24 protein-coding genes are annotated in these 20243 nt (G+C 64.0%); 11 read left to right on the plus strand and 13 right to left on the minus strand.

The window, feature by feature from the left end; genetic code table 11:
• Positions 1-14 precede the first annotated feature (14 nt).
• The 4 genes from hisF to hisB are packed head-to-tail and all read right to left on the minus strand — an operon-like array spanning position 15 to position 2783.
• Positions 15-776, minus strand: a complete 762-nt coding sequence (gene hisF / locus WG900_RS11790) for an imidazole glycerol phosphate synthase subunit HisF (protein ID WP_339967332.1) — start codon at positions 774-776, stop codon at positions 15-17.
• Positions 773-1501 carry a 1-(5-phosphoribosyl)-5-[(5-phosphoribosylamino)methylideneamino]imidazole-4-carboxamide isomerase gene (gene hisA / locus WG900_RS11795; protein ID WP_339967427.1) on the minus strand — a complete coding sequence of 243 codons (729 nt, stop codon included), beginning with the start codon at positions 1499-1501 and terminating at the stop codon, positions 773-775. Before hisA ends, hisF begins: the two co-directional genes overlap by 4 nt.
• Positions 1502-1503: 2 nt before the next feature.
• Positions 1504-2133, minus strand: a complete 630-nt coding sequence (gene hisH, locus WG900_RS11800) for an imidazole glycerol phosphate synthase subunit HisH (RefSeq protein ID WP_339967333.1) — start codon at positions 2131-2133, stop codon at positions 1504-1506.
• Positions 2134-2189: 56 nt separating this feature from the next.
• Positions 2190-2783 (minus strand): imidazoleglycerol-phosphate dehydratase HisB, encoded by a 594-nt coding sequence (gene hisB, locus WG900_RS11805; protein WP_339967334.1) that lies wholly within the window; start codon positions 2781-2783, stop codon positions 2190-2192.
• A 96-nt stretch (positions 2784-2879) separates the two neighbouring features.
• On the opposite strand from hisB, the gene WG900_RS11810 reads away from it, so the two are divergent.
• Genes WG900_RS11810 through gmk form a run of 3 tightly spaced genes read left to right on the plus strand, consistent with a single transcriptional unit; the run spans position 2880 to position 4450 of the window.
• Positions 2880-3377 carry an SspB family protein gene (locus WG900_RS11810; protein WP_339967336.1) on the plus strand — a complete coding sequence of 166 codons (498 nt, stop codon included), beginning with the start codon at positions 2880-2882 and terminating at the stop codon, positions 3375-3377.
• A 7-nt stretch (positions 3378-3384) separates the two neighbouring features.
• Complete coding sequence (locus WG900_RS11815; RefSeq protein WP_339967339.1) at positions 3385-3786, plus strand: hypothetical protein; 402 nt, start codon at positions 3385-3387, stop codon at positions 3784-3786.
• A gap of 31 nt (positions 3787-3817) precedes the next feature.
• Complete coding sequence (gmk, locus tag WG900_RS11820; protein WP_339967341.1) at positions 3818-4450, plus strand: guanylate kinase; 633 nt, start codon at positions 3818-3820, stop codon at positions 4448-4450.
• Between the two features lie 3 nt (positions 4451-4453).
• Here gmk and WG900_RS11825 read toward each other — a convergent pair whose 3' ends face one another.
• Together WG900_RS11825 and WG900_RS11830 are read right to left on the minus strand one after the other, a co-directional pair.
• Positions 4454-5257, minus strand: coding sequence for an SDR family oxidoreductase (locus tag WG900_RS11825; RefSeq protein WP_339967342.1), 804 nt, complete (start codon positions 5255-5257; stop codon positions 4454-4456).
• A 63-nt stretch (positions 5258-5320) separates the two neighbouring features.
• On the minus strand, positions 5321-7720 hold the full coding sequence (locus WG900_RS11830) for a S8 family peptidase (protein ID WP_339967344.1): 2400 nt from the start codon (positions 7718-7720) through the stop codon (positions 5321-5323).
• Positions 7721-7851: 131 nt separating this feature from the next.
• Here WG900_RS11830 and dapD point away from each other — a divergent pair, with 131 nt between their 5' ends.
• Genes dapD through WG900_RS11845 form a run of 3 tightly spaced genes read left to right on the plus strand, consistent with a single transcriptional unit; the run spans position 7852 to position 9454 of the window.
• Complete coding sequence (gene dapD, locus WG900_RS11835; protein ID WP_339967345.1) at positions 7852-8688, plus strand: 2,3,4,5-tetrahydropyridine-2,6-dicarboxylate N-succinyltransferase; 837 nt, start codon at positions 7852-7854, stop codon at positions 8686-8688.
• Between the two features lie 59 nt (positions 8689-8747).
• Positions 8748-8963, plus strand: coding sequence for a hypothetical protein (locus WG900_RS11840; RefSeq protein ID WP_339967348.1), 216 nt, complete (start codon positions 8748-8750; stop codon positions 8961-8963).
• A 56-nt stretch (positions 8964-9019) separates the two neighbouring features.
• Positions 9020-9454 (plus strand): potassium channel family protein, encoded by a 435-nt coding sequence (locus WG900_RS11845; protein ID WP_339967349.1) that lies wholly within the window; start codon positions 9020-9022, stop codon positions 9452-9454.
• Here the strand turns inward: WG900_RS11845 and WG900_RS11850 are convergent.
• The 3 genes from WG900_RS11850 to WG900_RS11860 form a co-directional block, all read right to left on the minus strand.
• Complete coding sequence (locus tag WG900_RS11850; RefSeq protein WP_339967350.1) at positions 9451-10740, minus strand: dipeptidase; 1290 nt, start codon at positions 10738-10740, stop codon at positions 9451-9453. The two genes, WG900_RS11845 and WG900_RS11850, sit on opposite strands and share 4 nt — an antisense overlap.
• A gap of 137 nt (positions 10741-10877) precedes the next feature.
• The gene (locus tag WG900_RS11855) at positions 10878-11129 is read right to left on the minus strand and encodes a DUF5654 family protein (RefSeq protein ID WP_339967351.1); all 252 of its coding nucleotides are present in this window, start codon (positions 11127-11129) and stop codon (positions 10878-10880) included.
• A gap of 39 nt (positions 11130-11168) precedes the next feature.
• Positions 11169-11603, minus strand: a complete 435-nt coding sequence (locus tag WG900_RS11860) for a VgrG-related protein (protein WP_339967352.1) — start codon at positions 11601-11603, stop codon at positions 11169-11171.
• Between the two features lie 112 nt (positions 11604-11715).
• On the opposite strand from WG900_RS11860, the gene WG900_RS11865 reads away from it, so the two are divergent.
• Both WG900_RS11865 and WG900_RS11870 read left to right on the plus strand, forming a co-directional pair.
• Positions 11716-12471, plus strand: a complete 756-nt coding sequence (locus WG900_RS11865) for a sulfite exporter TauE/SafE family protein (RefSeq protein WP_339967353.1) — start codon at positions 11716-11718, stop codon at positions 12469-12471.
• Positions 12468-14057, plus strand: a complete 1590-nt coding sequence (locus WG900_RS11870; protein ID WP_339967354.1) for a GMC family oxidoreductase — start codon at positions 12468-12470, stop codon at positions 14055-14057. Before WG900_RS11865 ends, WG900_RS11870 begins: the two co-directional genes overlap by 4 nt.
• Here WG900_RS11870 and WG900_RS11875 read toward each other — a convergent pair.
• Positions 14054-15304, minus strand: a complete 1251-nt coding sequence (locus WG900_RS11875; RefSeq protein ID WP_339967355.1) for a spinster family MFS transporter — start codon at positions 15302-15304, stop codon at positions 14054-14056. The genes WG900_RS11870 and WG900_RS11875 overlap by 4 nt on opposite strands.
• A 211-nt stretch (positions 15305-15515) precedes the next feature.
• On the opposite strand from WG900_RS11875, the gene WG900_RS11880 reads away from it, so the two are divergent.
• From WG900_RS11880 to WG900_RS11890, 3 genes are all read left to right on the plus strand, one after another.
• Entirely contained in the window at positions 15516-16211 is a 696-nt protein-coding gene (locus WG900_RS11880; protein ID WP_339967356.1) for an endonuclease/exonuclease/phosphatase family protein, read from the plus strand.
• A 158-nt stretch (positions 16212-16369) separates the two neighbouring features.
• Positions 16370-16708 (plus strand): P-II family nitrogen regulator, encoded by a 339-nt coding sequence (locus tag WG900_RS11885; RefSeq protein WP_264414026.1) that lies wholly within the window; start codon positions 16370-16372, stop codon positions 16706-16708.
• Between the two features lie 21 nt (positions 16709-16729).
• On the plus strand, positions 16730-18154 hold the full coding sequence (locus tag WG900_RS11890; protein ID WP_339967357.1) for an ammonium transporter: 1425 nt from the start codon (positions 16730-16732) through the stop codon (positions 18152-18154).
• A gap of 129 nt (positions 18155-18283) precedes the next feature.
• Here WG900_RS11890 and WG900_RS11895 read toward each other — a convergent pair whose 3' ends face one another.
• Genes WG900_RS11895 through WG900_RS11905 form a run of 3 tightly spaced genes read right to left on the minus strand, consistent with a single transcriptional unit; the run spans position 18284 to position 20015 of the window.
• Positions 18284-19126: a sterol desaturase family protein gene (locus tag WG900_RS11895; protein WP_417597734.1), complete on the minus strand. Its 843-nt coding sequence runs from the start codon at positions 19124-19126 to the stop codon at positions 18284-18286.
• Positions 19127-19182: 56 nt separating this feature from the next.
• Positions 19183-19590, minus strand: a complete 408-nt coding sequence (locus WG900_RS11900; RefSeq protein ID WP_339967360.1) for a hypothetical protein — start codon at positions 19588-19590, stop codon at positions 19183-19185.
• Positions 19587-20015, minus strand: a complete 429-nt coding sequence (locus tag WG900_RS11905) for a protein tyrosine phosphatase family protein (protein ID WP_339967361.1) — start codon at positions 20013-20015, stop codon at positions 19587-19589. Before WG900_RS11905 ends, WG900_RS11900 begins: the two co-directional genes overlap by 4 nt.
• Positions 20016-20243: the final 228 nt, after the last annotated feature.

The raw sequence follows: 20243 nt of genomic DNA on the forward strand, positions 1-20243 counted from the left end.
ATTAACCGACAGTTTCAGCCCCTTGCAGGCAATCCGGCAGCACGCAGCGCGGCATGGGCCTCGGCGATCGAATAGGTGCCGAAATGGAAGATCGAGGCGGCGAGAACCGCGCTGGCGTGGCCTTCAGTGACGCCTTCAACCAGATGATCGAGCGTGCCCACGCCGCCGCTGGCGATCACCGGAACTGACACTGCATCGGAAATGCAACGGGTAAGCAACAGATCATAACCAGCCTTGGTCCCGTCCCCGTCCATCGAAGTGACGAGCAATTCACCGGCGCCCAGCTGCGCCAGCCGCACGGCGTGTTCGACCGCATCGATCCCGGTCGGCTTGCGGCCGCCGTGGGTGAAGATTTCCCAGCGCCCATCTTTCACCCGCCGCGCATCGACCGAGGCGACAATGCACTGGCTGCCCATCTTCTCGGCAATGTCGGAAACGACTTCGGGCCGAGTGACGGCAGCGGAGTTCACAGCCACTTTGTCGGCCCCGGCAAGCAGCAGCGCGCGGGCATCTTCCACCGTACGCACCCCGCCGCCCACGGTGAGCGGCATGAAGCATACCTCTGCCGTGCGCCGGACGATGTCGAGCAGCGTCCCACGCGCTTCGTGGCTGGCGGTAATGTCGAGGAAGCAGAGTTCATCCGCCCCCGCCGCGTCATAGGCGCGGGCCTGTTCCACCGGATCGCCCGCGTCCTTGAGGTCGACGAAGTTCACGCCCTTGACCACCCGGCCATTGGCAACGTCGAGACAGGGGATGACGCGGACGCGGACGGTCATGTGCGATTGGCCATCGCAATCGCGGCAGCCAGATCGAGCCGGCCTTCATAGAGCGCGCGGCCGGTGATCACGCCTTCGATGCCTTCGTGGGCATGGAGCGAGAGGATGTGGATGTCATCCAGCCCTTTGACCCCGCCGCTGGCGATCACCGGAATATCCACCCGGCGGGCGAGGTCCACCGTGGCGTCGATGTTCACGCCCTTGAGCAGGCCGTCGCGGCCGATATCGGTGAAAAGCAGGCTGGCGACGCCGGCATCCTCGAAACGGCGGGCTAGATCGACCACCGACACGTCGGACACGTCCGCCCAGCCCTCGGTCGCGACCATGCCGTCGCGGGCGTCGACCGCGACAACGATACCGCCGGGAAATTCTTTCGCCAAGTCCTTGACGAATTCCGGGTCCTTGAGCGCCGCAGATCCCATGACGACGCGGCTGACACCAAGGTCGAACCAGCCCGCCACGGCTTCGCGCGTGCGGATACCGCCGCCGAGCTGCACGTGACCGGGGAAGGCTTCAAGGATCGATTCCACCGCCTCGCGATTGCGCTGCTCGCCCGCGAAGGAGCCATCCAGATCGACCACATGGAGGAACTGCGATCCCGCCTCGGCAAACAGCAAGGCTTGCGCTGCAGGGTTGTCACCATAGACCGTCGCGCGGTCCATATCGCCTTCGGACAGGCGCACGACCTGCCCCTGCTTGAGGTCGATGGCGGGAAATACGATCATCATCACGGCTTCCAGTCGAGGAAACGGGCCAGTAGTGCCAGCCCATAGGACTGGCTTTTTTCCGGGTGGAACTGCACGCCCACCACGTTGTCCATCGCCACGGCAGCAACAACCCCGCCGCCGTGATCGGTCATCGCGGCGATGGCGTGGCCGTCTTCGGGGGCGAAGTGGTAGGAGTGGAGGAAATAGGCCTCGCCCGGCTCGATCAGGCCGCCCGCAGGCGGATGGACCGGCAGCGCGACATCGTTCCAGCCCATGTGCGGGATCTTGATGGCGGGGTCGGTCCGCTCGATCTTCAGGACTTCGCCGGCAATCCAGCCGAGCCCCGGCGTGACGCCGTGTTCAACCCCGCGCGTGGCGAGAAGCTGCATACCCACGCAGATGCCAAGGAACGGCGCGCCGCCCACGTGGACCCGCTCTGCCATCGCCTCGACCAGCCCGGGAATGGCGCGCAGCCCTTCGGCGCAGGCCTTGAAGCTGCCCACACCGGGCAGAACGATGCGATCAGCGGCGCGGACAATCGAAGGATCAGCGGTGACGGCGACGCTGCCGGCGCCAGCCGCCTTCAGCGCGTTCTCGACCGAATGCAGGTTCCCCGCGCCATAATCGACGAGGGCGACAACTTCAGCCATGATTCGACTCTCGCTCTCGCGGGAACGGCACCGGCCAGTCGCGGAGGCGGCTGGCGCTACCCACCAAGAACGCCCTTGGTCGAAGGGATCGCCCCGCCCTTGCGCGCATCGAGTTCCACCGCCTGCCGCATGGCACGGGCGAAACCCTTGAAGATGCCTTCGATGATGTGGTGGTTGTTCTCGCCGTAGATCTGCTCGATGTGCAGCGTGATGCCCACGGCCTGCGCGATCGAGTGGAACCAGTGCTGGAACAGCTCGGTATCCATCTCGCCCAGCCGTTCCTGCGTGAACTTCGCGTTCCACACCAGCCACGGGCGGCCTGAAATATCGACCACGACGCGGCTCAGCGCCTCATCCATAGCCGAATGCGCCTCGCCGTAGCGGCCGATGCCGGCCTTGTCGCCCAGCGCCTGTACGATGCACTGCCCGATGGCGATGGCGCTGTCTTCGGTGGTGTGATGCTGGTCGACGTGGAGGTCGCCCTTGATCCGACACGAGATGTCGATCAGCGAATGGCGGCTGAACTGTTCGATCATGTGATCGAGGAAGCCGATCCCGGTGGAGACCTGATAGGCCCCGGTGCCATCGAGGTTCACTTCGACCGCGATGTCGGTTTCGTGCGTCTTGCGAGTGATCGAGGCGGTGCGCATGGCCGATTCCTTATCCTTGGCGGGCCTATAGACCGGCGGACAGCAAGCGCAACTACCCTTGACCCGGGGGTAAGTCGGGGCCACTTGGGAAAAATCATGACTGACACGCCTGACAGCCTCATTCCCTATGACGAAATCGTGCAGGAAGCGCTGCGCGCCGTGGTGGGCCGCGTGCTCGGCCAGATTGCGGACAGCGGGGCTACCCTGCCGGGCAATCACCACTTCTACATCACCTTCAAGACTGCCGCACCCGGGGTGAACATCCCGCAGCACCTGAAGGAACGCTTCCCCGACGAAATGACGATCGTCCTGCAGAACAAGTTCTGGGACCTCAACGTCGGCGAAGACCAGTTCAGCGTTGGTTTGTCGTTTAACCAGATGCCGGCCAAGCTGGAAATTCCCTTCGCCGCGATTACCGCGTTCGTCGATCCCGCGGTCGATTTCGGGCTGCAATTCCAGGCCACTGTCGCCGATCTGGCACCCGAACCGCATGACGAGGCGGAGAACGATTCGCCCGACGCCGACGGCCCACCGGTCATCACCAACGAAGATGGTTCAAACGTAGTGACCATCGATTTCGGGCGGAAGAAGTAAGGCCGCAATGGCCCGCAAGCGCGCCAAGGCCGAAGAGAAGCTTTCGGAAGTCGTCGATCAGGGCGGCCTCAGCCCCAATCCCATGACCAACTTGCTGATCACCGACGTGCTGCTGCGCGGTGGCGGGCGATTGCTCAAGAACGTGGTCGAGCGAACCGTGCTGGGTGCCAGTTTCACTCCGGGCAAGGCGAAGAAGATCGTCAAGGGCCGGTCGATGGCGCAAACCCTGGTCGGCACGGCCTTGGCGCGGATCGCCACGAAGTCCGTGCCGGGCGCGATTGTCGTCGGCGGCGGGATGCTGGCCAAGGCGCTTTACGAGCGCCGCCGCAAGGTCGCTTCGGCGCAAAAGGGCGAAGAACAGGCAGTCGAGCAAGCGGCCAATGCGTCGGAAAGCGGCGAAACGTCTTGATTCGCGCCCCCGTGCTGCGGCATGGGCGGCTATGGCAACCGATACCCTCCACCGCCGCGGCCTCATGTTCATCCTCTCCTCGCCTTCGGGCGCAGGCAAGACCACGATCGCGCGCCGCCTGCTGGAGCAGGACAAAGAGATCCGACTTTCGGTCTCCGTCACCACGCGCCCGATGCGTCCGGGTGAGATCGACGGCAAGGATTACCATTTTGTCAGCCAGGCCGAATTTGACCGCATGGTTGAAGAGGACGAGTTCTACGAATGGGCGCACGTTTTCGACCATTGCTATGGCACGCCCAAGTCGCAGATCCGCACCGGACTGAAAGCGGGCGAGGATTTCCTGTTCGATATCGACTGGCAGGGCACCCAGCAGCTTTACCAGAAGGACCAGCAGGACGTTGTCCGCGTGTTCCTTTTGCCGCCCAGCATTGAGGAACTGCGCCGCCGCCTCAACGGCCGCGCAACGGACAGCGAAGTCGTCATCCAGGCCCGCATGGACCGCGCCCGCGCCGAAATCAGCCACTGGGACGGCTATGACTATGTCGTGGTCAACGACAACATCGACCTGTGCTTCGATAAAGTGCGCCAAATCCTCGAAGCCGAACGTATGCGCCGCCAGCGCCAGACCGGGCTGATCGGGTTTGTGCGGGAATTGATGAAGTAGGGTTCACTCCCCCGCCGGCCCGACAAAATCGCCCGGCACCCATGCGTTGACCCAGCCGCCGTCGACCGTGATCGTTTCGCCCACCACGTAATCGCCTGCGCGGCTCGCTAGGTAGATTGCGGCTGCGGCCATGTCCTCGTCCGCGCCGACCCGGCCCGCCGGGATCTGGCTCGCCACCCTGTCAGGCGCGTGATCGGCGGCTCTGTTCATTTTAGAGGCAAACATGCCGGGCGCGATACCGCTGACGACGATATGCTCGCCCGCCAGCCGCGCGGCCATGCGCCGGGTGAGGTGGATCAGTGCCGCCTTGCTCGCCTGATAGGGATAGGTTTCCCACGGATTGAGCCGCATGCCATCGACCGAAGCGATCATGATGACCTTGGCGGGGCGGATGTCGCTCGCACCAGCGCGCAGCAGGGCGTGGAGCTTTTGCGTCAGGAAAAACGGCGTCTTGACGTTAAGGTCCATGACCTTGTCCCAGCCGCCTTCGGGAAAGATATCAAAGGGTGCGCCCCAGGCGACGCCGGAATTGTTGACCAAGACATCAAGGCGAGATTCGCGTGTGGAAAGTTCGGCGGCGAGCGCCTCGATCCCGGCAAGTGTGGCGATGTCTCCGGGCAGGGCAACGCAGCGCTCCCCCAATTCAGCCGCCGTGGCTTCGACCTCATCCGCCTTGCGCGCCGTGATGTAGACACGCTCCGTGCCGGCGCCGAGAAAGCCCTCGGCGATCATGCGCCCGATGCCGCGCGATCCTCCGGTGACCAGCGCAACCTTGCCTTCGAGCGAGAACAGGCGGGAGACATCCATGGCGGCAATTCCTCTCGCCCGGTGGTCTGAACGAGCGGCTGCCGGGGGGCAAGTGTCAGAAGGTCAGAACCGGGTCGCCCAGCTCACGCCAACGCCGTAGTCATCGGGCGCCTGCGAATAGTGCATCGGTTCGCTGCGCCAGAATGCGCTGGCGGTGAGCGATCCGCCGGCAACAAGCCCGTTCCACGCCAGTTCGCGCATCAGTTCGCGCCCGCTCGGGCTGAGATCAAGCTGGCGGATGGCGCTGGTCGCGGCCAGCGTGGCATAATCGTAGACGCCGGGAAGGCGCAGGCTGAGGCCGCCCGAATTGACGCGCAGCGGCTGCGAGACACGCAGCGACAGGCTGTCGCCCGGCTGGAACAGGTTCATCCGGCTGGCATCGACCGACCAGCCCGAACTTGCAAGCTTTGACCCGGCGGCGATGGTTCCGCTCTGGTGCGCCGCCGTCCAGCCGCGCCGCACAGTGCCGCCGAGCCGCCAGTTCTCGTTTGGCTGCCATGCCGCGCCCATATCGACGAACAGGCTGTTTGCCCCACCCTTGCCCGCCAGCCCGGCATGAAGCCGAGCGCCCAGCACGGTGCGATCCTCACGCAGCCAGCTGGCGCCGAGTGTGGCCTCTATCGGCCCCAGCCGGCGGTCGAGCGAGGCGCCGAAGCGGAAGAAGGGATCGGTGAGGCGCGGGTTCAGCAGGCTATTGGCGAACGTGATCGGCGAGCCGGTCAGCACCTTGCCGTTCTCCGCCATCACCGTGACGCCGGTTGCGCCGACCTGCCGGCGCAGCGCCATTGCCGTGAGGCCGGTACGGTGGAAGCCGAAATCGCCCGATGGATCGCCGCTGACGAGGAAGGCCGGGCGCGACTGGCCCTGAAGCTGCGCGACGACACCGTCCACGCCTTGTGCATAGGCAAAGGCCATGGTGCTACGCGGCGAGAGCCTTGCGACCACGCGCGCGGCCAGCACGCGGGCCGCCTCGGCATCGCGGGGGGAAAGGCGCAGTTGTCCGGCCCAGCCCATTGGCCGACCTGAACGCAGCGGATCGGCGACCGAGAAGGCCATGCTCAGCGGGCCCGCGCCGCTATCCACTGCGCGGCTTCCGCCCAGCAGCGCCCCGCCCAGCTTTGGCGCAACCTGCGCCGCGCGCATCGTCGCGCCAAGGTTCACGGTATAGGCGCGGCCATAACTGTCGAGCAGGGTCGCGGGCAGGTACTGGCCACCTGCCGCATCGCCCATCGCCGGCGAGCCCGAGACGCTCGTTTCGCCGATCGGCACCAGCGCGTTCGAGCTATCGGCCAGAGTTGTCGCGCCTTGCGGAGCGAAGGCCGCGCCGATGTTCATGATGCCGCGGCCATAAATGTCGTCGGTCCCCGCCGCGCCGGCATCGTTGGCCGTACGCAGCAGGAGGTCGACCGTCTGCGCGGCGGTCAGGGTGGGGAAATATTGCCGCAGCAGCGCGACTGCGCCGGAAATCTGCGGCGCGGCAAAGCTGGTTCCTGACACGACGGTGACGAATTGCTGTCCGCTGTCATTGGTGGTGATCTTGATCGCGCCGTTTTCGTAAACGCAGCAGATCCGGTCGCCCATCGCCATCAGGTACCACTGCGCTTCGGTTCCGGCGTGGTTTGAGAAGGTCGAGATCTGGCGGTTTTCATCGACCGACCCGGCGATGATGACATTGCCGTTGCCCGCCTGCCTGATGCCGACGGCAAGCGAATCGGGATTGGTCGTGCTCGATACAGAGTCATTCCCGGCCGAGACGACAACCACCACCCCGGCATTGGCCGCGCGGACAATCGCCGCGCGCAGAGCGTTGTTCGGCGGAAACCCGCCGAGCGAAATATTGATGACCTTGGCCCCGGCGCTGATTGCCCGGTCGACCCCGAGGGCAATTGCCGAATCGAAGAAGGTACAGCCGCCCGAATCGCCCACTTTCGGCGTGGCGCAGGAGCCGGGGGAATCGGCGCGCAGGGCCTGGATCGTCGCGTCATAGGCAATGCCGACGATGCCGGTGTTGTTGCGCGCCGCCGCCGCTGTCAGCGCGACCTGTGTGCCGTGGCTCGAATCCGCATTGCTCACGCCGCGGCTGCCGGCGACATCTGCCGATGCGGCCGAGATGCGCCCGGCAAATTCCGGGTTGGTCGTGTCGATGCCCGAATCGATAATGGCGAGCGTCACGCCAACGCCGGTCGCGCCCAGTTGCCAGGCAGGAATGACATTGTGGAAAGAGGGCCCGTCCGAACGGCGATATTCCGCAGTATCGAATACGGCTGTAGGCGTCGGCGTGGGTGCTGGTGTCGGCGTGGGCGCGGGCGCGGGCGGCGGGCTGACCGGCGGCGTGCTGATCGGTCCGCCCGAGCTGCCACCTCCGCAGGCATTAAGCAGCAGCGTAAAGGTGATCGCCGCGACAGCGCGCTTTGACCGACGGGTGTCCCTGCGTCCCGCAGACGCTCCGATTCTTGCGACCATGGCAATCCCCTAAGCCGATTAGAATGACGGAAGGGTGAACAGTTGACCATCCGGTTTGTAACGTTTGCTTGCTACAAAGACACAGGAACGATAGGCGCGGCGCGAACCGAAAATCAGCGGGATATTGCCAGATGACCGATCTTGCCGCCCAGATCGAAGCCGCATTCGAAGCGCGCGACACCGTGACCCCGGCCTCGGCCGAAGTGCGGGCCATCGTTGATCAGGCGTTGGACCTGCTCGACAGCGGCGCGGCGCGCGTGGCTGAGCCTGACGGCGAGGGCGGCTGGAAGGTCAACCAGTGGCTCAAGAAAGCCGTGCTGCTCAGCTTTCGCCTGAACGACAATGGCGTGATGGAATACGGCGCGGCCGGCGCTCCTGCGTTCGACAAGGTGCCATTGAAGTTCACTGGTTGGGACGATGCCAAATTCCGCGAATCCGGCGTGCGCGTGGTGCCCGGCGCAATCGTGCGGCGCAGCGCCTTCATCGCCAAGGGCGTCGTGCTGATGCCGAGCTTCGTCAATCTTGGCGCATACGTGGGTGAAGGCACGATGATCGATACCTGGGCCACCGTTGGCTCCTGCGCCCAGATCGGCAAGAACGTCCACATCTCGGGCGGCACCGGCATCGGCGGTGTGCTTGAGCCGCTGCAGGCTGGCCCGGTGATCATCGAGGACAATTGCTTCATCGGGGCGCGGTCCGAAGTTGCCGAAGGGGTGATCGTCGGCACCGGCGCGGTGATTTCGATGGGCGTGTTCATCGGCGCATCGACCAAGATCGTCGACCGCGCGACCGGCGAAGTCCACATCGGCAAGGTTCCGCCGTACAGTGTCGTTGTCCCCGGCGCCCTCCCCGGCAAGCCGCTGGCCGATGGCACACCCGGGCCGTCGCTTTACTGCGCGGTGATCGTCAAGACGGTCGATGCCCAGACGCGGTCCAAGACCGGCATCAACGAGCTGCTGCGCGACTGATCAGGGAACCGGGCGAGCCCCTGTTCGTTTACTTGTGAGCAATTCACGAGGAAGCGAACATGGAACGCGAAGGCGAAGAAATTCACGTCACCGAGACGGAGGCCAAAGCGGGCAACCGGGGCAATCACGCGCGGAACATCCTGGTCATCAGCCTGTTCCTGGCGATCGTCATCTTGAGCGCCATGTGGATCACTGGCGCGCTCAATGCCCCGCAGGATCACCGCCAGGACGGCATTTCGAATCAGGCATCGCCGACACCTACGCCAACGCCCTGACGTAAAACCGGGGGCGAGGGCTGGATTCCCGGGCTGCTTGCGGGCAAAGGACGGCCATGTCGCAATTGCTCGTCCAGTTTGTCGTCTCGTCGATCATGGTCCTGCTGTGCGTCGCGATCCACGGCATTGGGCTGTTCAGCCTGAGCAAGGCGATCCGCACCGAAGCGTCGATCGAGCGCTTGCGCAATATTGACCCGCTTAGCCGGCGCGGGGCGATTTTCACCCTCATCGCCGTCGTATCGATGCTGGCGCTGCACGGGATCGAAATCTGGGCCTTTGCCGGCGTCTATGTGCTGACCGGCGCGGTTTCAGGACTCGAGAACGCGCTCTACTTCTCGACGATTTCCTATTCGACCGTGGGCTATAACGACGCGCACATCAGCGACGCATGGCGGCTGCTGGGGGCGTTTGAATCCATCCTTGGCGTCTTCCTGCTCGGCTGGTCGACCGCGTTCTTCTTCCGCATGCTCAGCCGCATTGACGCGCACTAGAACGTCGTCGGGTTCTCGATCGGCGGGTCGGCACGACGCGAAACGGCATAGGCTTCGGCGGCTTTGAGCACGCGCATCAGGTTCCGGCTGGACAGCTTTTCCAGATCGGCCTGCGACCAGCCGCGGCGAGCAAGTTCCACGAACAGCGCGGGATAGGTCGACGCGTCTTCCATTCCCTTCACCGTGGTATCGATGCCATCAAGATCGCCGCCCAATCCGACATGGTCGGGGCCGATCAGCTTGGCCACATAGTCGATATGGTTGGCAACATCGGTGATGCCGCCGTTGGGAGAGGGATTCGCCTTTTCCCATTCCGCAAGCTCGGCCTTGGCACCGGCGGAATCGCCGATGTGGCTGGCATCGATCCGTGCCTTCTCACCGGCTCGGCGCACGCTCCAGGCGCGGGTGTCACCCACGACATAGGCGGGGTAGAAGTTGACCATCAACACGCCGCCATTGGCCTTGAGCCCCTGCAACGCCGCGTCCGAGACGTTGCGCGGATGGCTGTTGAGCGCGCGGGCGTTCGAATGGCTGAAGATGACCGGCGCTTTTGCGACGCGGTAGGCATCCATCATCGAGGCTTCGCTGACATGGCTGAGGTCGACGAGCATACCCAGCCGCTGCATCTCCCTCACCACGTCTTCGCCGAAGGGAGTCAGGCCATCGTGCTTGGGATCGTCAGTCGCGGCATCGGCCCAGGCAGTGTTCTTGAAATGGGTCAGCGTCATGTAGCGCGCGCCAAGCGCATGCATCTGGCGGAGCACCGCGAGGCTGCCGCCAATCGAGTGGCCGCCCTCCATACCGACCAGCGAGGCGATCCTGCCAGCCTTCTGGGCCGCGATCACGCAGGTGCTGTCGACGCAGAACTGCAGGTCCTTGGGGTACATCGCGACAAGCCGCTTCACCGTGTCGATCTGTTCGAGCGTCGCCTGTACCGCCTGCTGATCGGTCAGGTTGGCCGAGACATAGACTGACCAGAACTGCGCGCCCAATTTGCCTTTGCGGATCCGGCTGAGGTCGGTCTGCATGGCGATGAAGCCCTTGGCCGTGTCAGCCGTTCCGGTGGTGTCGTTGAAATCGAACCCGGCAAGTATGTTCTTGCGCCGGTCGCGCAATTGTTCGGGCACGTCGTTGTGACCATCCCACACCGGTGCCGACTTCAGCGCGGCATCGGCGACCTGTTCGGGCGTTCCTGCGGAAGTTGGGCCTGCTGCAGTTGGGCCTGCCGCCGATGGACCGGCAAGAAGGAACAGCAGGCTCGCGCCGGCGGCGAGGAAATGACGCATCGGGTTCCTTTCGGGAATCGGAAATGGCTCAGGCCCAAGCAAACGACACTTCGCCCGCCGCAGCAAGCACCTTGATGGGTGCAGGAACCTGCCGCGCAAAAAAACCGCGCGGCCAGGTTCTGTCAGATCGGCAAGGATCAGCCTTCCGCCTCGCGCTCGAACGCGGCCTGACCGCCAATGCGCGATGCAATGCGCCCCAGCAAGGTGAGCACGCCAATCGCGATGACCGTGGCGAGGATGGCATAAGTGTAGAGGCCCGTAAGATCATCGCCGAGGCCCAGCTTCGCCAGCGTGGCCTTGATCGCCTCGTTCCAGGCCAGCGCTGCGACCAGCCCCAGTGAAGCCGATGCCAAAGTAATCATGGTCTGGACCATTGCGCGTGGATTCATGGTATTCCCCCTTTTGCGATTGATAATGCACCCTATTTCCTAATCGCCATGATCGAACAAGGCCAGAGCCGCGGCAAGTTCTTGAGGATAGCGGCGATCGGCGACCGTGGTCAGCCCCGCCGCGCCGCCGTGCTGCACAGCGGTTGACCAGACGGCGTCGCACGCAGCGGCATGGCGCTGGCCGAGATCATAGTCCGGCCCCGCCGCCACGGCCTTGATTACCGGCCGGTAATGCGTCCGCTCGATGAAGGCATGCTGGGCCGAGGCCAAGGCCTCCGCCTCGCGCAGGGCGATGTCTTTCCAGGCAGAGGAAAATCCGGCAGTGCCGGTGCGGCTGGCGAGCTGGTACGTGCCATAGGATACGCCGCCAGGATCGCCCTGCCCGCCAGAGACAGTGCCCGGCCCGCGGCTGCCGCTTTCAAAGCGTTCGGAAATCGAGCCCAGGCGGTGGCGGGTCTTGCCATCAGTGTTCATGAAATTCTCCATGGTGAATGCTGGTTTCGCCCCGCACAATCCTCTCACAGGCCCGGGTCTGTAGGACAGGCCAACTTGCGCGGGGTCATCATTCGTGCTTGGCGCAAAAGCCATGTCGCTGCTTGCCGATCCCTATGCCTTGGCGCTGGCCTGCCTTGCCGTCATCGTCATCGGCGCGGCTAAAGGCGGGCTGAGCGGCGTCGGCGCGCTCGGCGCGCCGATCCTCGCACTGGCCTTGCCGCCGGCGGTCGCGGCGGCCATCCTGCTGCCAGTGATCATCGTCCAGGACGCAGTGAGCGTATGGTCATTCCATCATGACTGGAACCGCTGGATTGTCGGCTGGATGCTGCCCGGGACAATCGTCGGGATCGCGCTGGCCACCGGCTTTTCCGCATCGGTGGACGAGCGTTGGCTGCTGCTGCTGCTCGGCGTTATCACACTGGCTTTCGGCCTGTTCCGATTGTGGACCGAGCGCGGGGGACGTATCGTTGCCGCATCGAATTCGCCCGGCTGGGTCGGCACCCTGTTTGGCGTCGCCGCCGGGGTCACCAGCCAGATCGCCCATGCCGGCGGGCCGCCGTTCCAGATGTGGGTCACGCCGCGCCGCCTGCCGCATATTACCTACATGGGCACCAATGCTGTGCTCTTCGCCCTGATGAACCTGTTCAAGGTGCCAAGCTATGTCATGCTGGGCACCCTGAACCGGCAGACGTTCATGGCTGCGGCGCTGCTGATGCCGCTAGCCGTGGTGAGCACGCTGATCACCCTGCGCATTCTGCGGCGGCTGAATTCGCACAGGTTCTACACAATCGTCTACGGGTTGATGGTGCTGCTGGGAGCAAAGCTGATCTGGGATGGGATCACATGAGCGAGGAACGCTTCGACTATATCATCGCGGGTGCCGGCAGCGCAGGCTGCGTGCTGGCAAACCGCCTCTCGGCCGATCCGCGTACCCGGGTACTGCTGCTTGAGGCGGGCGGGCGCGACAATTATGTCTGGGTAAAGGTGCCGGTCGGCTACCTTTATTGCATCGGCAATCCGCGCACGGACTGGTGCATGTCGACTGAGGCCGAGGCGGGCCTGAACGGCCGCGCGCTCAAATATCCGCGCGGCAAGGTGCTGGGTGGCTGCTCGTCTATCAACGGCATGATCTACATGCGCGGCCAGGCGCGTGACTATGACCACTGGCGGCAGCTGGGCCTCAATGGCTGGGGCTGGGACGATGTCCTGCCGCTGTTCCGCAAGGCCGAGGACCACTTCGACGGAGCGAGCGAGTTCCACGGCACCGGCGGCGAAATCCGGGTCGAGCGCCAACGCCTGCGCTGGGATATCCTCAACGCCTTTCAGTCCGCTGCCGAAGAGTGGGGCCTGCTGCGCACCGACGATTTCAATCGCGGCGACAACGAAGGCTCAAGCCTGTTTCAGGTCACCCAGCGCAGCGGCTGGCGCTGGAGCGCGGCGGACGGTTTCCTGCGCCCGGTGCGCAGTCGGCCAAACCTGAAGGTCGTGACCAGCGCGCTGGTTGACCGGGTGGTGATCGAGGACGGACGCGCGGTCGGCATTGCCTATTCGGTCGGTGGTCTGGTGCGGATTGCGCGGGCCGATGGCGAAGTTCTGCTCGCCTCGGGAGCGATCGGCTCACCCGCGATCCTTGAACGTTCGGGCATCGGCGATGCAGCGCGGCTGGGGGAACTGGGCATCACGGCTAAGGTCAACGCCCCGGCAGTCGGCGTGAACTTGCAGGACCACCTGCAGCTGCGCTGCGCTTGGAAGGTGTCGGGCGTATCGACGCTGAACCAGCGCGCGGGGAACCTGCTGGGCAAGGCGATGATCGGGCTGGAATACGTCTTGCGCCGCAGCGGGCCGATGGCGATGGCGCCCAGCCAGCTCGGCATGTTTGTGAAAAGCGACGAGCAGCAGGCAAGCGCCAACCTGGAATATCACGTCCAGCCGCTCAGCCTGGAAGCGTTCGGCGGGGGTCTTGATCCCTGGCCCGCCTTCACTGCCTCGGTCTGCAACTTGCGTCCCGAGAGCCGCGGCACGTCCTTGATCCGCAGCGCACGGGCGGACGATCATCCGGCGATCCGGCCAAACTACCTGTCCGCCGAGGAAGATCGCCGCGTTGCCGTGCGGTCGATCGCCATTACCCGCCAGATCGTCGCCCAGCCAGCACTCGCGCGCTATCACCCCGAGGAAATGCGCCCCGGCCTGCAATATGCCGACGAGGCGCAATTGATCGAAGCCGCCGGCCAGATCGGGACGACAATCTTCCATCCGGTCGGCACGGCCGCCATGGGCAGCGTCGTCGATGCCCGCCTGCGCGTGCAGGGTGTCGAGCGCCTGCGCGTGATCGATGCCTCGGTCATGCCGACGATCACTTCTGGCAATACCAATGCGCCGGTGATGATGATCGCCGAAAAGGGCGCGGCGATGCTCCGCGAGGACGCCCCCTAATCAATCCACGCCTTGCGCAGCTTCGGCGCACCGATCAGCATGAAAGTGGCGGCAAGCAGGTAGAGCGAGGTGACCGCAATGATCGCCATCCGCAGCGAATCCGTGCCGTATTCGGGCGCCAGCACATCGGACAGGCCGCCGATGACGATCGAGCCGAAACTCAGGCCAATACCGTTGTTGATGAACAGGTAGCAGGCCGAAGCCGTCGCGCGCTCGTTCGCTGGCACTAGATGCTGGATCGCCGTCGTCACCGGGCCGAGCCAGATGTAGACCAGCCCCGATGGCAGCAGCAACAGCAGGAACAGCGCCAGTATGCTTGCGCTGCTAAAGGCGAGGAAGATCGTCGGGAAGCAGAGGATATAGGCGTAAGCGGCAATCCGGGCGTATCCGGCGCGGTCTTTCGTGCCGACGCGGTCGGCGAAGAAACCACCAGCGTACATGCCGATGCATCCAGCAAGGACGAGCTGCGCAGCGAGGAAGCGCCCGGCTTCAACCAGCGTCAGACCGTAAGTCCGCTGCAGCAGCGTCGGCACCCAGAAGGCCATGCCGTAAGCGCAGAGCGAGCCGGTCGCAGCGCCAAGCGACAGCAGCCAGAAGGCCGGCAGTTTCGCCAGCCGGCGAAACGTTGTCATCATCGGGACTGAAACATAATCAACGGGAATGGGCTGGTCCCTGACCACCTTGCGGAACGGCAGCACAACGAACAATCCGGCGAGCCCCAGCACGATAAAAGCCAGCCGCCAGTCGACGGCGGCGGCAATGATCGAGCCGAACAGCGCGCCAATTGCCTGCCCGAGCGGAATGCCCAGAGAATAGGTCGCCAGCGCCCGGCCCCGTTTTTCGGGCGGAAAACGGTCGGCGATGATCGCATAGCTGGGGGCAACGCCGCCCGCTTCGCCAATGCCAACGCCCAGACGGAAAAAGAACAGCTGCCAGAACCCGGTTGCAACACCGCACAGCGCGGTGAACCCGCTCCAGACGGCAAGGCTCCAGCCGATGACTTTAGCCCGGCCCTTGCGATCAGCAAGCACGCCAAAGGGGATGGCCATCGTGGTGAACAGCAGTGCGAAAGCCAGACCACCCAGCACGCCCATCTGGGTATCGCTGAGGCCCAGATCGGTCTGCACCGGCTTGGCCAGAATGGCGAGGATCTGCCGGTCGAGGAAATTGAACGTATAGACCACCAGCAACATGCCGAGCACGGCGTTGGGGGAATGGGATTTGGTTTCCTGCGGTGCCTCTTGCACGCGATGCTCCTGCTAATCGTCAGGCAGCAGGTCTATCCAAGCCGCGCCGCTTCGGCTAGCCACCAAGGGATGGCAATCCGGACACTTAGCCCTCAGGGCCGCGATGTCGAGACAGGCGCGGTGAAATCGGAGCCCGTCATCACCACTTACTTTCGCGCATCCGCGCCCGGCAGAAACTTTCCCGATTGAAACACCCCCGATTGAACCATCCATGCGTCTGAAGGTTGCCAGCTACAACATCCACAAGGCAGTCGGCCTCGACCGGCGCTGTGATCCTGATCGCATCCTGGCCGTCCTGCGCGAGATCGATGCCGACGTTGTCGCCTTGCAGGAGGCGGACCGGCGCTTTGGCGACCGCGCCAGCGTGCTGCCACGCCAAGCGATCGACGACCATTCTCCCTGGCGCGCGGTGCCGCTGCGCACCCGCGCCGATTCCATCGGCTGGCACGGCAATGCCCTGCTGGTGCGGCGCGGCATCGAGGTTGTCCATGCCGAGCCGGTGGCCCTGCCGATGCTGGAACCACGCGGCGCGGTCTTCGCTGAATTGCTGGTGGCGGGAAAACCGCTACTGGTGGCGGGCATGCACCTTGATCTCTCCGGCCTGCGCCGCCGCCATCAATTGCGCGCCGTGCTCGATCATCTGGCCCGATGCGGACGCAAGGGTCCGGCGGTGCTGATGGGGGATTTCAACCAGTGGTCGCACGCACGCGGTGCCATGCGCGAGTTTAACGGCGACTGGACCCAACTGGTTCCTGGCAACAGTTTTCCCTCGCGCCAGCCGGTCGCCGCGCTCGACCGGATCGTGGTTTCGGCGCAATTGAACTGCACCGCCAAGGGCGTCCATCACAGCGCCTTGTCCGCGCTTGCTTCGGACCACTTGCCGGTTTTTGCCGAGTTATCTGCCTAATTTTTGGGCACATGCCCGCGAATCGGGCGCAACTCGGAACAAATGCTGAGAGCACGTTTCAGCCAAACGGATGAAATGCCGCCAGAATCGGATTCTGGCACACCCCTTGCTGATGTCGATGAGCCGGAAAGGGTCCGGCAGGCTTACGGGGGTTACCGATGAAGTTCATCATCGCCATCATCAAGCCGTTCAAGCTCGACGAGGTCCGTGAGGCCCTCGGCGCGATCGGCATCGCCGGTATGACCGTTTCCGAGGTCAAGGGATTTGGACGGCAAAAAGGGCAGACCGAGATTTATCGCGGCGCCGAGTATTCGACCAACATGCTTCCGAAGGTGAAGATCGAAATCGCCGCAAGCGACGATCTTGCCCCGCAAGTGGTTGAAACCATCCAGCAGGTCGCCAGCACGTCCGCGATCGGCGACGGCAAGATCTTCGTCCTCGACCTGGCCCAGGCCGTGCGCATCCGCACCGGCGAGGCCGGCGACACGGCGCTCTGACGCTAACAGGAGGGATATAGTATGATCCGCAAACTGATTTCCGGCGTCGGAATGGCAGGAGCCTCGATGCTCACTGCCACCGCCGCCTTCGCACAAGACGGGCCGATCAAGGCCCCCACGGTCGAGCAGATGGCCGGCATGGTCGACAAGGGCGACACCAGCTGGATGCTCGTTTCCTCCGTGCTCGTCCTGATGATGAGCATTCCCGCACTGGCGCTGTTCTATGGTGGCCTGGTGCGCACCAAGAACATGCTTTCGGTGCTGATGCAGGTCTTCATGATCGTCAGCATTGCCGCGCTGGTCTGGGTGGGCTGGGGCTACACCATGGCCTTCACCTCGACCAACACGCCGTGGCCCACGCTGGTCGGCGGGTTCGACAAGGCGTTCCTCAAGGGCGTTTCGGCTTCGACTTATGCCGCGACCTTCTCGAACAATGTCTATCTGCCTGAATTCGTTTTCGTCATTTTCCAGATGACCTTTGCCTGCATCACGCCGGCGCTGATCGTCGGTGCATTTGCCGAACGCGTGAAGTTCTGGCCGCTGATGCTGTTCACCGTCCTGTGGCTGACCTTCGCCTATTTCCCGATCGCGCACATGGTATGGTATTGGGCTGGCCCGGACTTCCTGCCCGACGCTCCAACCGATTACGGCCTGCTCTGGGGCATGGGCGCACTCGACTTCGCTGGCGGCACCGTGGTTCACATCAACGCCGGTATCGCTGGTCTCGTCGGCTGCCTCATGATCGGCAAGCGTCTGGGCTTCGGCAAGGAAGCCACCCCGCCGCACTCGCTGACCATGACCATGATCGGCGCCTCGCTGCTGTGGGTGGGCTGGTTCGGCTTCAACGCCGGCTCCAACCTTGAAGTCAACGGCGTGACCGCGGTCGCCTTCATCAACACCTTCGTCGCCACGGCTGCTGCCGCGCTGTCCTGGTCGCTTGTCGAACAGGCACACCACGGCAAGCCTTCGATGCTGGGTGCTGCAACGGGTGCTGTCGCCGGTCTCGTCGCGATCACTCCGGCTTCGGGCTTCGCTGCTCCGATGACGGCGATCGCGCTGGGCCTGGTGGTTTCGCCGATCTGCTACCTCTTCGTCTCGACGGTGAAGAACAAGCTGAAGTACGACGATACCCTCGACGTCTTCGGCGTACACTGCATCGGCGGCATTGTCGGCGCGCTCGGCACGGCCATCGTCGCCGACCCGGCGCTCGGCGGCCAGGGCTTCTTCGACTACACGAAGTTCCCCGCCGTTCCCGGTGAGTACGACATGGCAACCCAGCTCATCACCCAGATCAAGGCAGTCGGTCTGACCCTGCTGTGGTCGGGCGGTGTCTCGGCAGTCCTGTTCTTCGTCATCGACAAGATCTTCGGCCTGCGTCCCACCGAGGATGCCGAGCGTGAAGGCCTTGACCTCAACGAACACGGCGAGCGCGCCTACAACTACTAAGCGCTCGTACAAAGCTTGGCGGGATCGGGAGCTCCTCCTCCTCTCCTCCTCCCGGTTCCGCCTCCGGACGTTCCTCCTGCGAACGCAAACTTAAACGGGTCCGAGCCAGCCGCTCGGACCCTTATTTTGTCAGGGCTTTGGGGAAGTGCCACAGTCCGGCTGGCAGGACTGCCAGCGCGTCCTGATCATGTCGCTAGTGTCGCGGCTGCCGTCGTGGGTCCAGCCGGGGACGCGCCAGATGTAGGAAAGCTTGTGCCGCCACGGCGCATTCCAGACATCGCGAGCCATGCCGATCCATTCGTGGAACGCGGTCCACAGCAGGTTGAAACTGCCGAGCTGCTTGACGATGCCATAGTGGATCCGCAGGTCATCATGTTCGCGCTGAAACGTGCCGAACATCCGGTCCCAGACGATGAAAACCCCTGCATAGTTTCGATCGAGATATTGCGGGTTGGTCGCGTGATGCACCCGGTGGTGGCTTGGTGTGTTCATTACTGCCTCGAACCAGCGCGGCATTCGGCGGATTGCCTCGGTGTGAATCCAGAACTGATAAATGAGGTTCACGCCAGCAACGGCGGCTATCATCGCAGGATGAAAGCCGACCACGGCCAGCGGCAAGCGGATCAGGAAATTGAGCGCGATCACGCTGGTCCAGCTCTGCCGCAGAGCGGTAGACAGATTGTAGTGCTGGCTCGAGTGATGATTGACATGACTCGCCCAGAACCAGCGCACGCGGTGACCGCTGCGGTGAATCCAGTAATAGGCGAAGTCGTCGAGCACGAAGCAGGCGCTCCACGCCCACCACTGCAAGCCGATCGTCGCCAGCCTCACATCGTAGGCAGCAAGCATGACAGCAGCGACCGTTCCGGCAAACAGCATCCCGGTCAGCACACTGCCCAGCCCCATCAGCAGGGAATTGAGCGTATCGCGCGGCTCATAGGCCTGAGCCTTGCGCCGCCGTGCCCAGACCATTTCAGCCAAGACGAGCAGGATGAAGAACGGCGTAGCCAGAGTGACGGGGTCAAGTTTCACGTCACGCCTCCCAGCCGGCGCAAGGCCACGGCCCATTCCTGCGCCCGCCCGCCAAGGTCGAGCGTTACAGCGCCAAAGCTGCGTTCACCGGTCGAAATGGTGAGAAAGTTCCGGTCAAGCCTCGCGCCTTCATGGCTGGCCAGAAGCCGGGCGGCAAAGTGCACGCCGTGCCGCCGCAGCAGCATTATCCGTCCGCTCTCATCCCGCAGCAGGGCAGCGATACCCGCGCGGTCAAGGACCGTATCGACAGGTTCGAAACCGCAGGACGCGGCGCGGGCAAGCGCCTTGGCCTCGTCTTCATCGCGCAGCCGCACATCACCGCCAAGGCCCATCCGCTTCGCCAGCCACGCGAGGCCGAATATGGCGACGAGCGATGCAAGGAGTTGGACGACCTGCGCGGTCACTGCGATCTTGTGGCCAGCATGTCGGCAATCGCGCGCACGGGACCGATGTCATATCCCGCCTGTTCCGCCGCTTGCGCAAGCTCGTCCGGGCTTACCCCGCGGCTGGCCTCTGCCAAGGTCCACAGAAGGGTCGAACGCGTACCCGAACGGCAGTAGGCAAGGACCTTGTCAGCGCCGGCGAGCGCGTCAGCCATGGCGCGCACTTGCGGCTCGCTGAAACCGGCGTGGGTTACCGGAATAGCGATGTAGTCCATCCCCGCCGCCCTTGCTGCCGAGCCAATCACATCACCCGGCACCTGGTCCGGGCTCTCGTCCTCGGGACGGTTGTTGATGATCAGCGAGAAGCCTTCCTCGGCCGCGCGGGCGACCTCATCGAGCCCGATCTGGGGGCTGGCATAGATCCTGTCAGTGAGTTTTCGAAACATTGCCGGCTTTCCTCTCAAGCTTCGCGCCGATCCCTTACCGGCTTTGCCAGCAGCTATGCGGCAAGACGCAGGCGCGTTTCAAGTGAGGCGTGGCGGGCAGGCGTCTCTGTGCAGAAATGTCACGCCGCGAATGACAAAACCTGATGAATCTGAATCTATTCGCACTTGTGCGGATTTTGGTCTATGCCCGACCCTGCAGAGGGGAGTACCGCCCGCTAAAAGGCGGCT

The organism is Novosphingobium aquae (genome assembly GCF_037572715.1).
GTDB classification, from domain to species: Bacteria; Pseudomonadota; Alphaproteobacteria; order Sphingomonadales; family Sphingomonadaceae; genus Novosphingobium; species Novosphingobium aquae.

Excerpts from the sequence above, each read along its gene's own strand:
- hisF (WP_339967332.1), bottom strand. The coding sequence starts at position 776 with ATGACCGTCCGCGTCCGCGTCATCCCCTGTCTCGACGTTGCCAATGGC.
- hisA (WP_339967427.1), bottom strand. The coding sequence starts at position 1,501 with ATGATCGTATTTCCCGCCATCGACCTCAAGCAGGGGCAGGTCGTGCGC.
- hisH (WP_339967333.1), bottom strand. The coding sequence starts at position 2,133 with ATGGCTGAAGTTGTCGCCCTCGTCGATTATGGCGCGGGGAACCTGCAT.
- hisB (WP_339967334.1), bottom strand. The coding sequence starts at position 2,783 with ATGCGCACCGCCTCGATCACTCGCAAGACGCACGAAACCGACATCGCG.
- WG900_RS11810 (WP_339967336.1), top strand. The coding sequence starts at position 2,880 with ATGACTGACACGCCTGACAGCCTCATTCCCTATGACGAAATCGTGCAG.
- WG900_RS11815 (WP_339967339.1), top strand. The coding sequence starts at position 3,385 with ATGGCCCGCAAGCGCGCCAAGGCCGAAGAGAAGCTTTCGGAAGTCGTC.
- gmk (WP_339967341.1), top strand. The coding sequence starts at position 3,818 with ATGGCAACCGATACCCTCCACCGCCGCGGCCTCATGTTCATCCTCTCC.
- WG900_RS11825 (WP_339967342.1), bottom strand. The coding sequence starts at position 5,257 with ATGGATGTCTCCCGCCTGTTCTCGCTCGAAGGCAAGGTTGCGCTGGTC.
- WG900_RS11830 (WP_339967344.1), bottom strand. The coding sequence starts at position 7,720 with ATGGTCGCAAGAATCGGAGCGTCTGCGGGACGCAGGGACACCCGTCGG.
- dapD (WP_339967345.1), top strand. The coding sequence starts at position 7,852 with ATGACCGATCTTGCCGCCCAGATCGAAGCCGCATTCGAAGCGCGCGAC.
- WG900_RS11840 (WP_339967348.1), top strand. The coding sequence starts at position 8,748 with ATGGAACGCGAAGGCGAAGAAATTCACGTCACCGAGACGGAGGCCAAA.
- WG900_RS11845 (WP_339967349.1), top strand. The coding sequence starts at position 9,020 with ATGTCGCAATTGCTCGTCCAGTTTGTCGTCTCGTCGATCATGGTCCTG.
- WG900_RS11850 (WP_339967350.1), bottom strand. The coding sequence starts at position 10,740 with ATGCGTCATTTCCTCGCCGCCGGCGCGAGCCTGCTGTTCCTTCTTGCC.
- WG900_RS11855 (WP_339967351.1), bottom strand. The coding sequence starts at position 11,129 with ATGAATCCACGCGCAATGGTCCAGACCATGATTACTTTGGCATCGGCT.
- WG900_RS11860 (WP_339967352.1), bottom strand. The coding sequence starts at position 11,603 with ATGAACACTGATGGCAAGACCCGCCACCGCCTGGGCTCGATTTCCGAA.
- WG900_RS11865 (WP_339967353.1), top strand. The coding sequence starts at position 11,716 with ATGTCGCTGCTTGCCGATCCCTATGCCTTGGCGCTGGCCTGCCTTGCC.
- WG900_RS11870 (WP_339967354.1), top strand. The coding sequence starts at position 12,468 with ATGAGCGAGGAACGCTTCGACTATATCATCGCGGGTGCCGGCAGCGCA.
- WG900_RS11880 (WP_339967356.1), top strand. The coding sequence starts at position 15,516 with ATGCGTCTGAAGGTTGCCAGCTACAACATCCACAAGGCAGTCGGCCTC.
- WG900_RS11885 (WP_264414026.1), top strand. The coding sequence starts at position 16,370 with ATGAAGTTCATCATCGCCATCATCAAGCCGTTCAAGCTCGACGAGGTC.
- WG900_RS11890 (WP_339967357.1), top strand. The coding sequence starts at position 16,730 with ATGATCCGCAAACTGATTTCCGGCGTCGGAATGGCAGGAGCCTCGATG.
- WG900_RS11895 (WP_417597734.1), bottom strand. The coding sequence starts at position 19,126 with ATGGTCTGGGCACGGCGGCGCAAGGCTCAGGCCTATGAGCCGCGCGAT.
- WG900_RS11905 (WP_339967361.1), bottom strand. The coding sequence starts at position 20,015 with ATGTTTCGAAAACTCACTGACAGGATCTATGCCAGCCCCCAGATCGGG.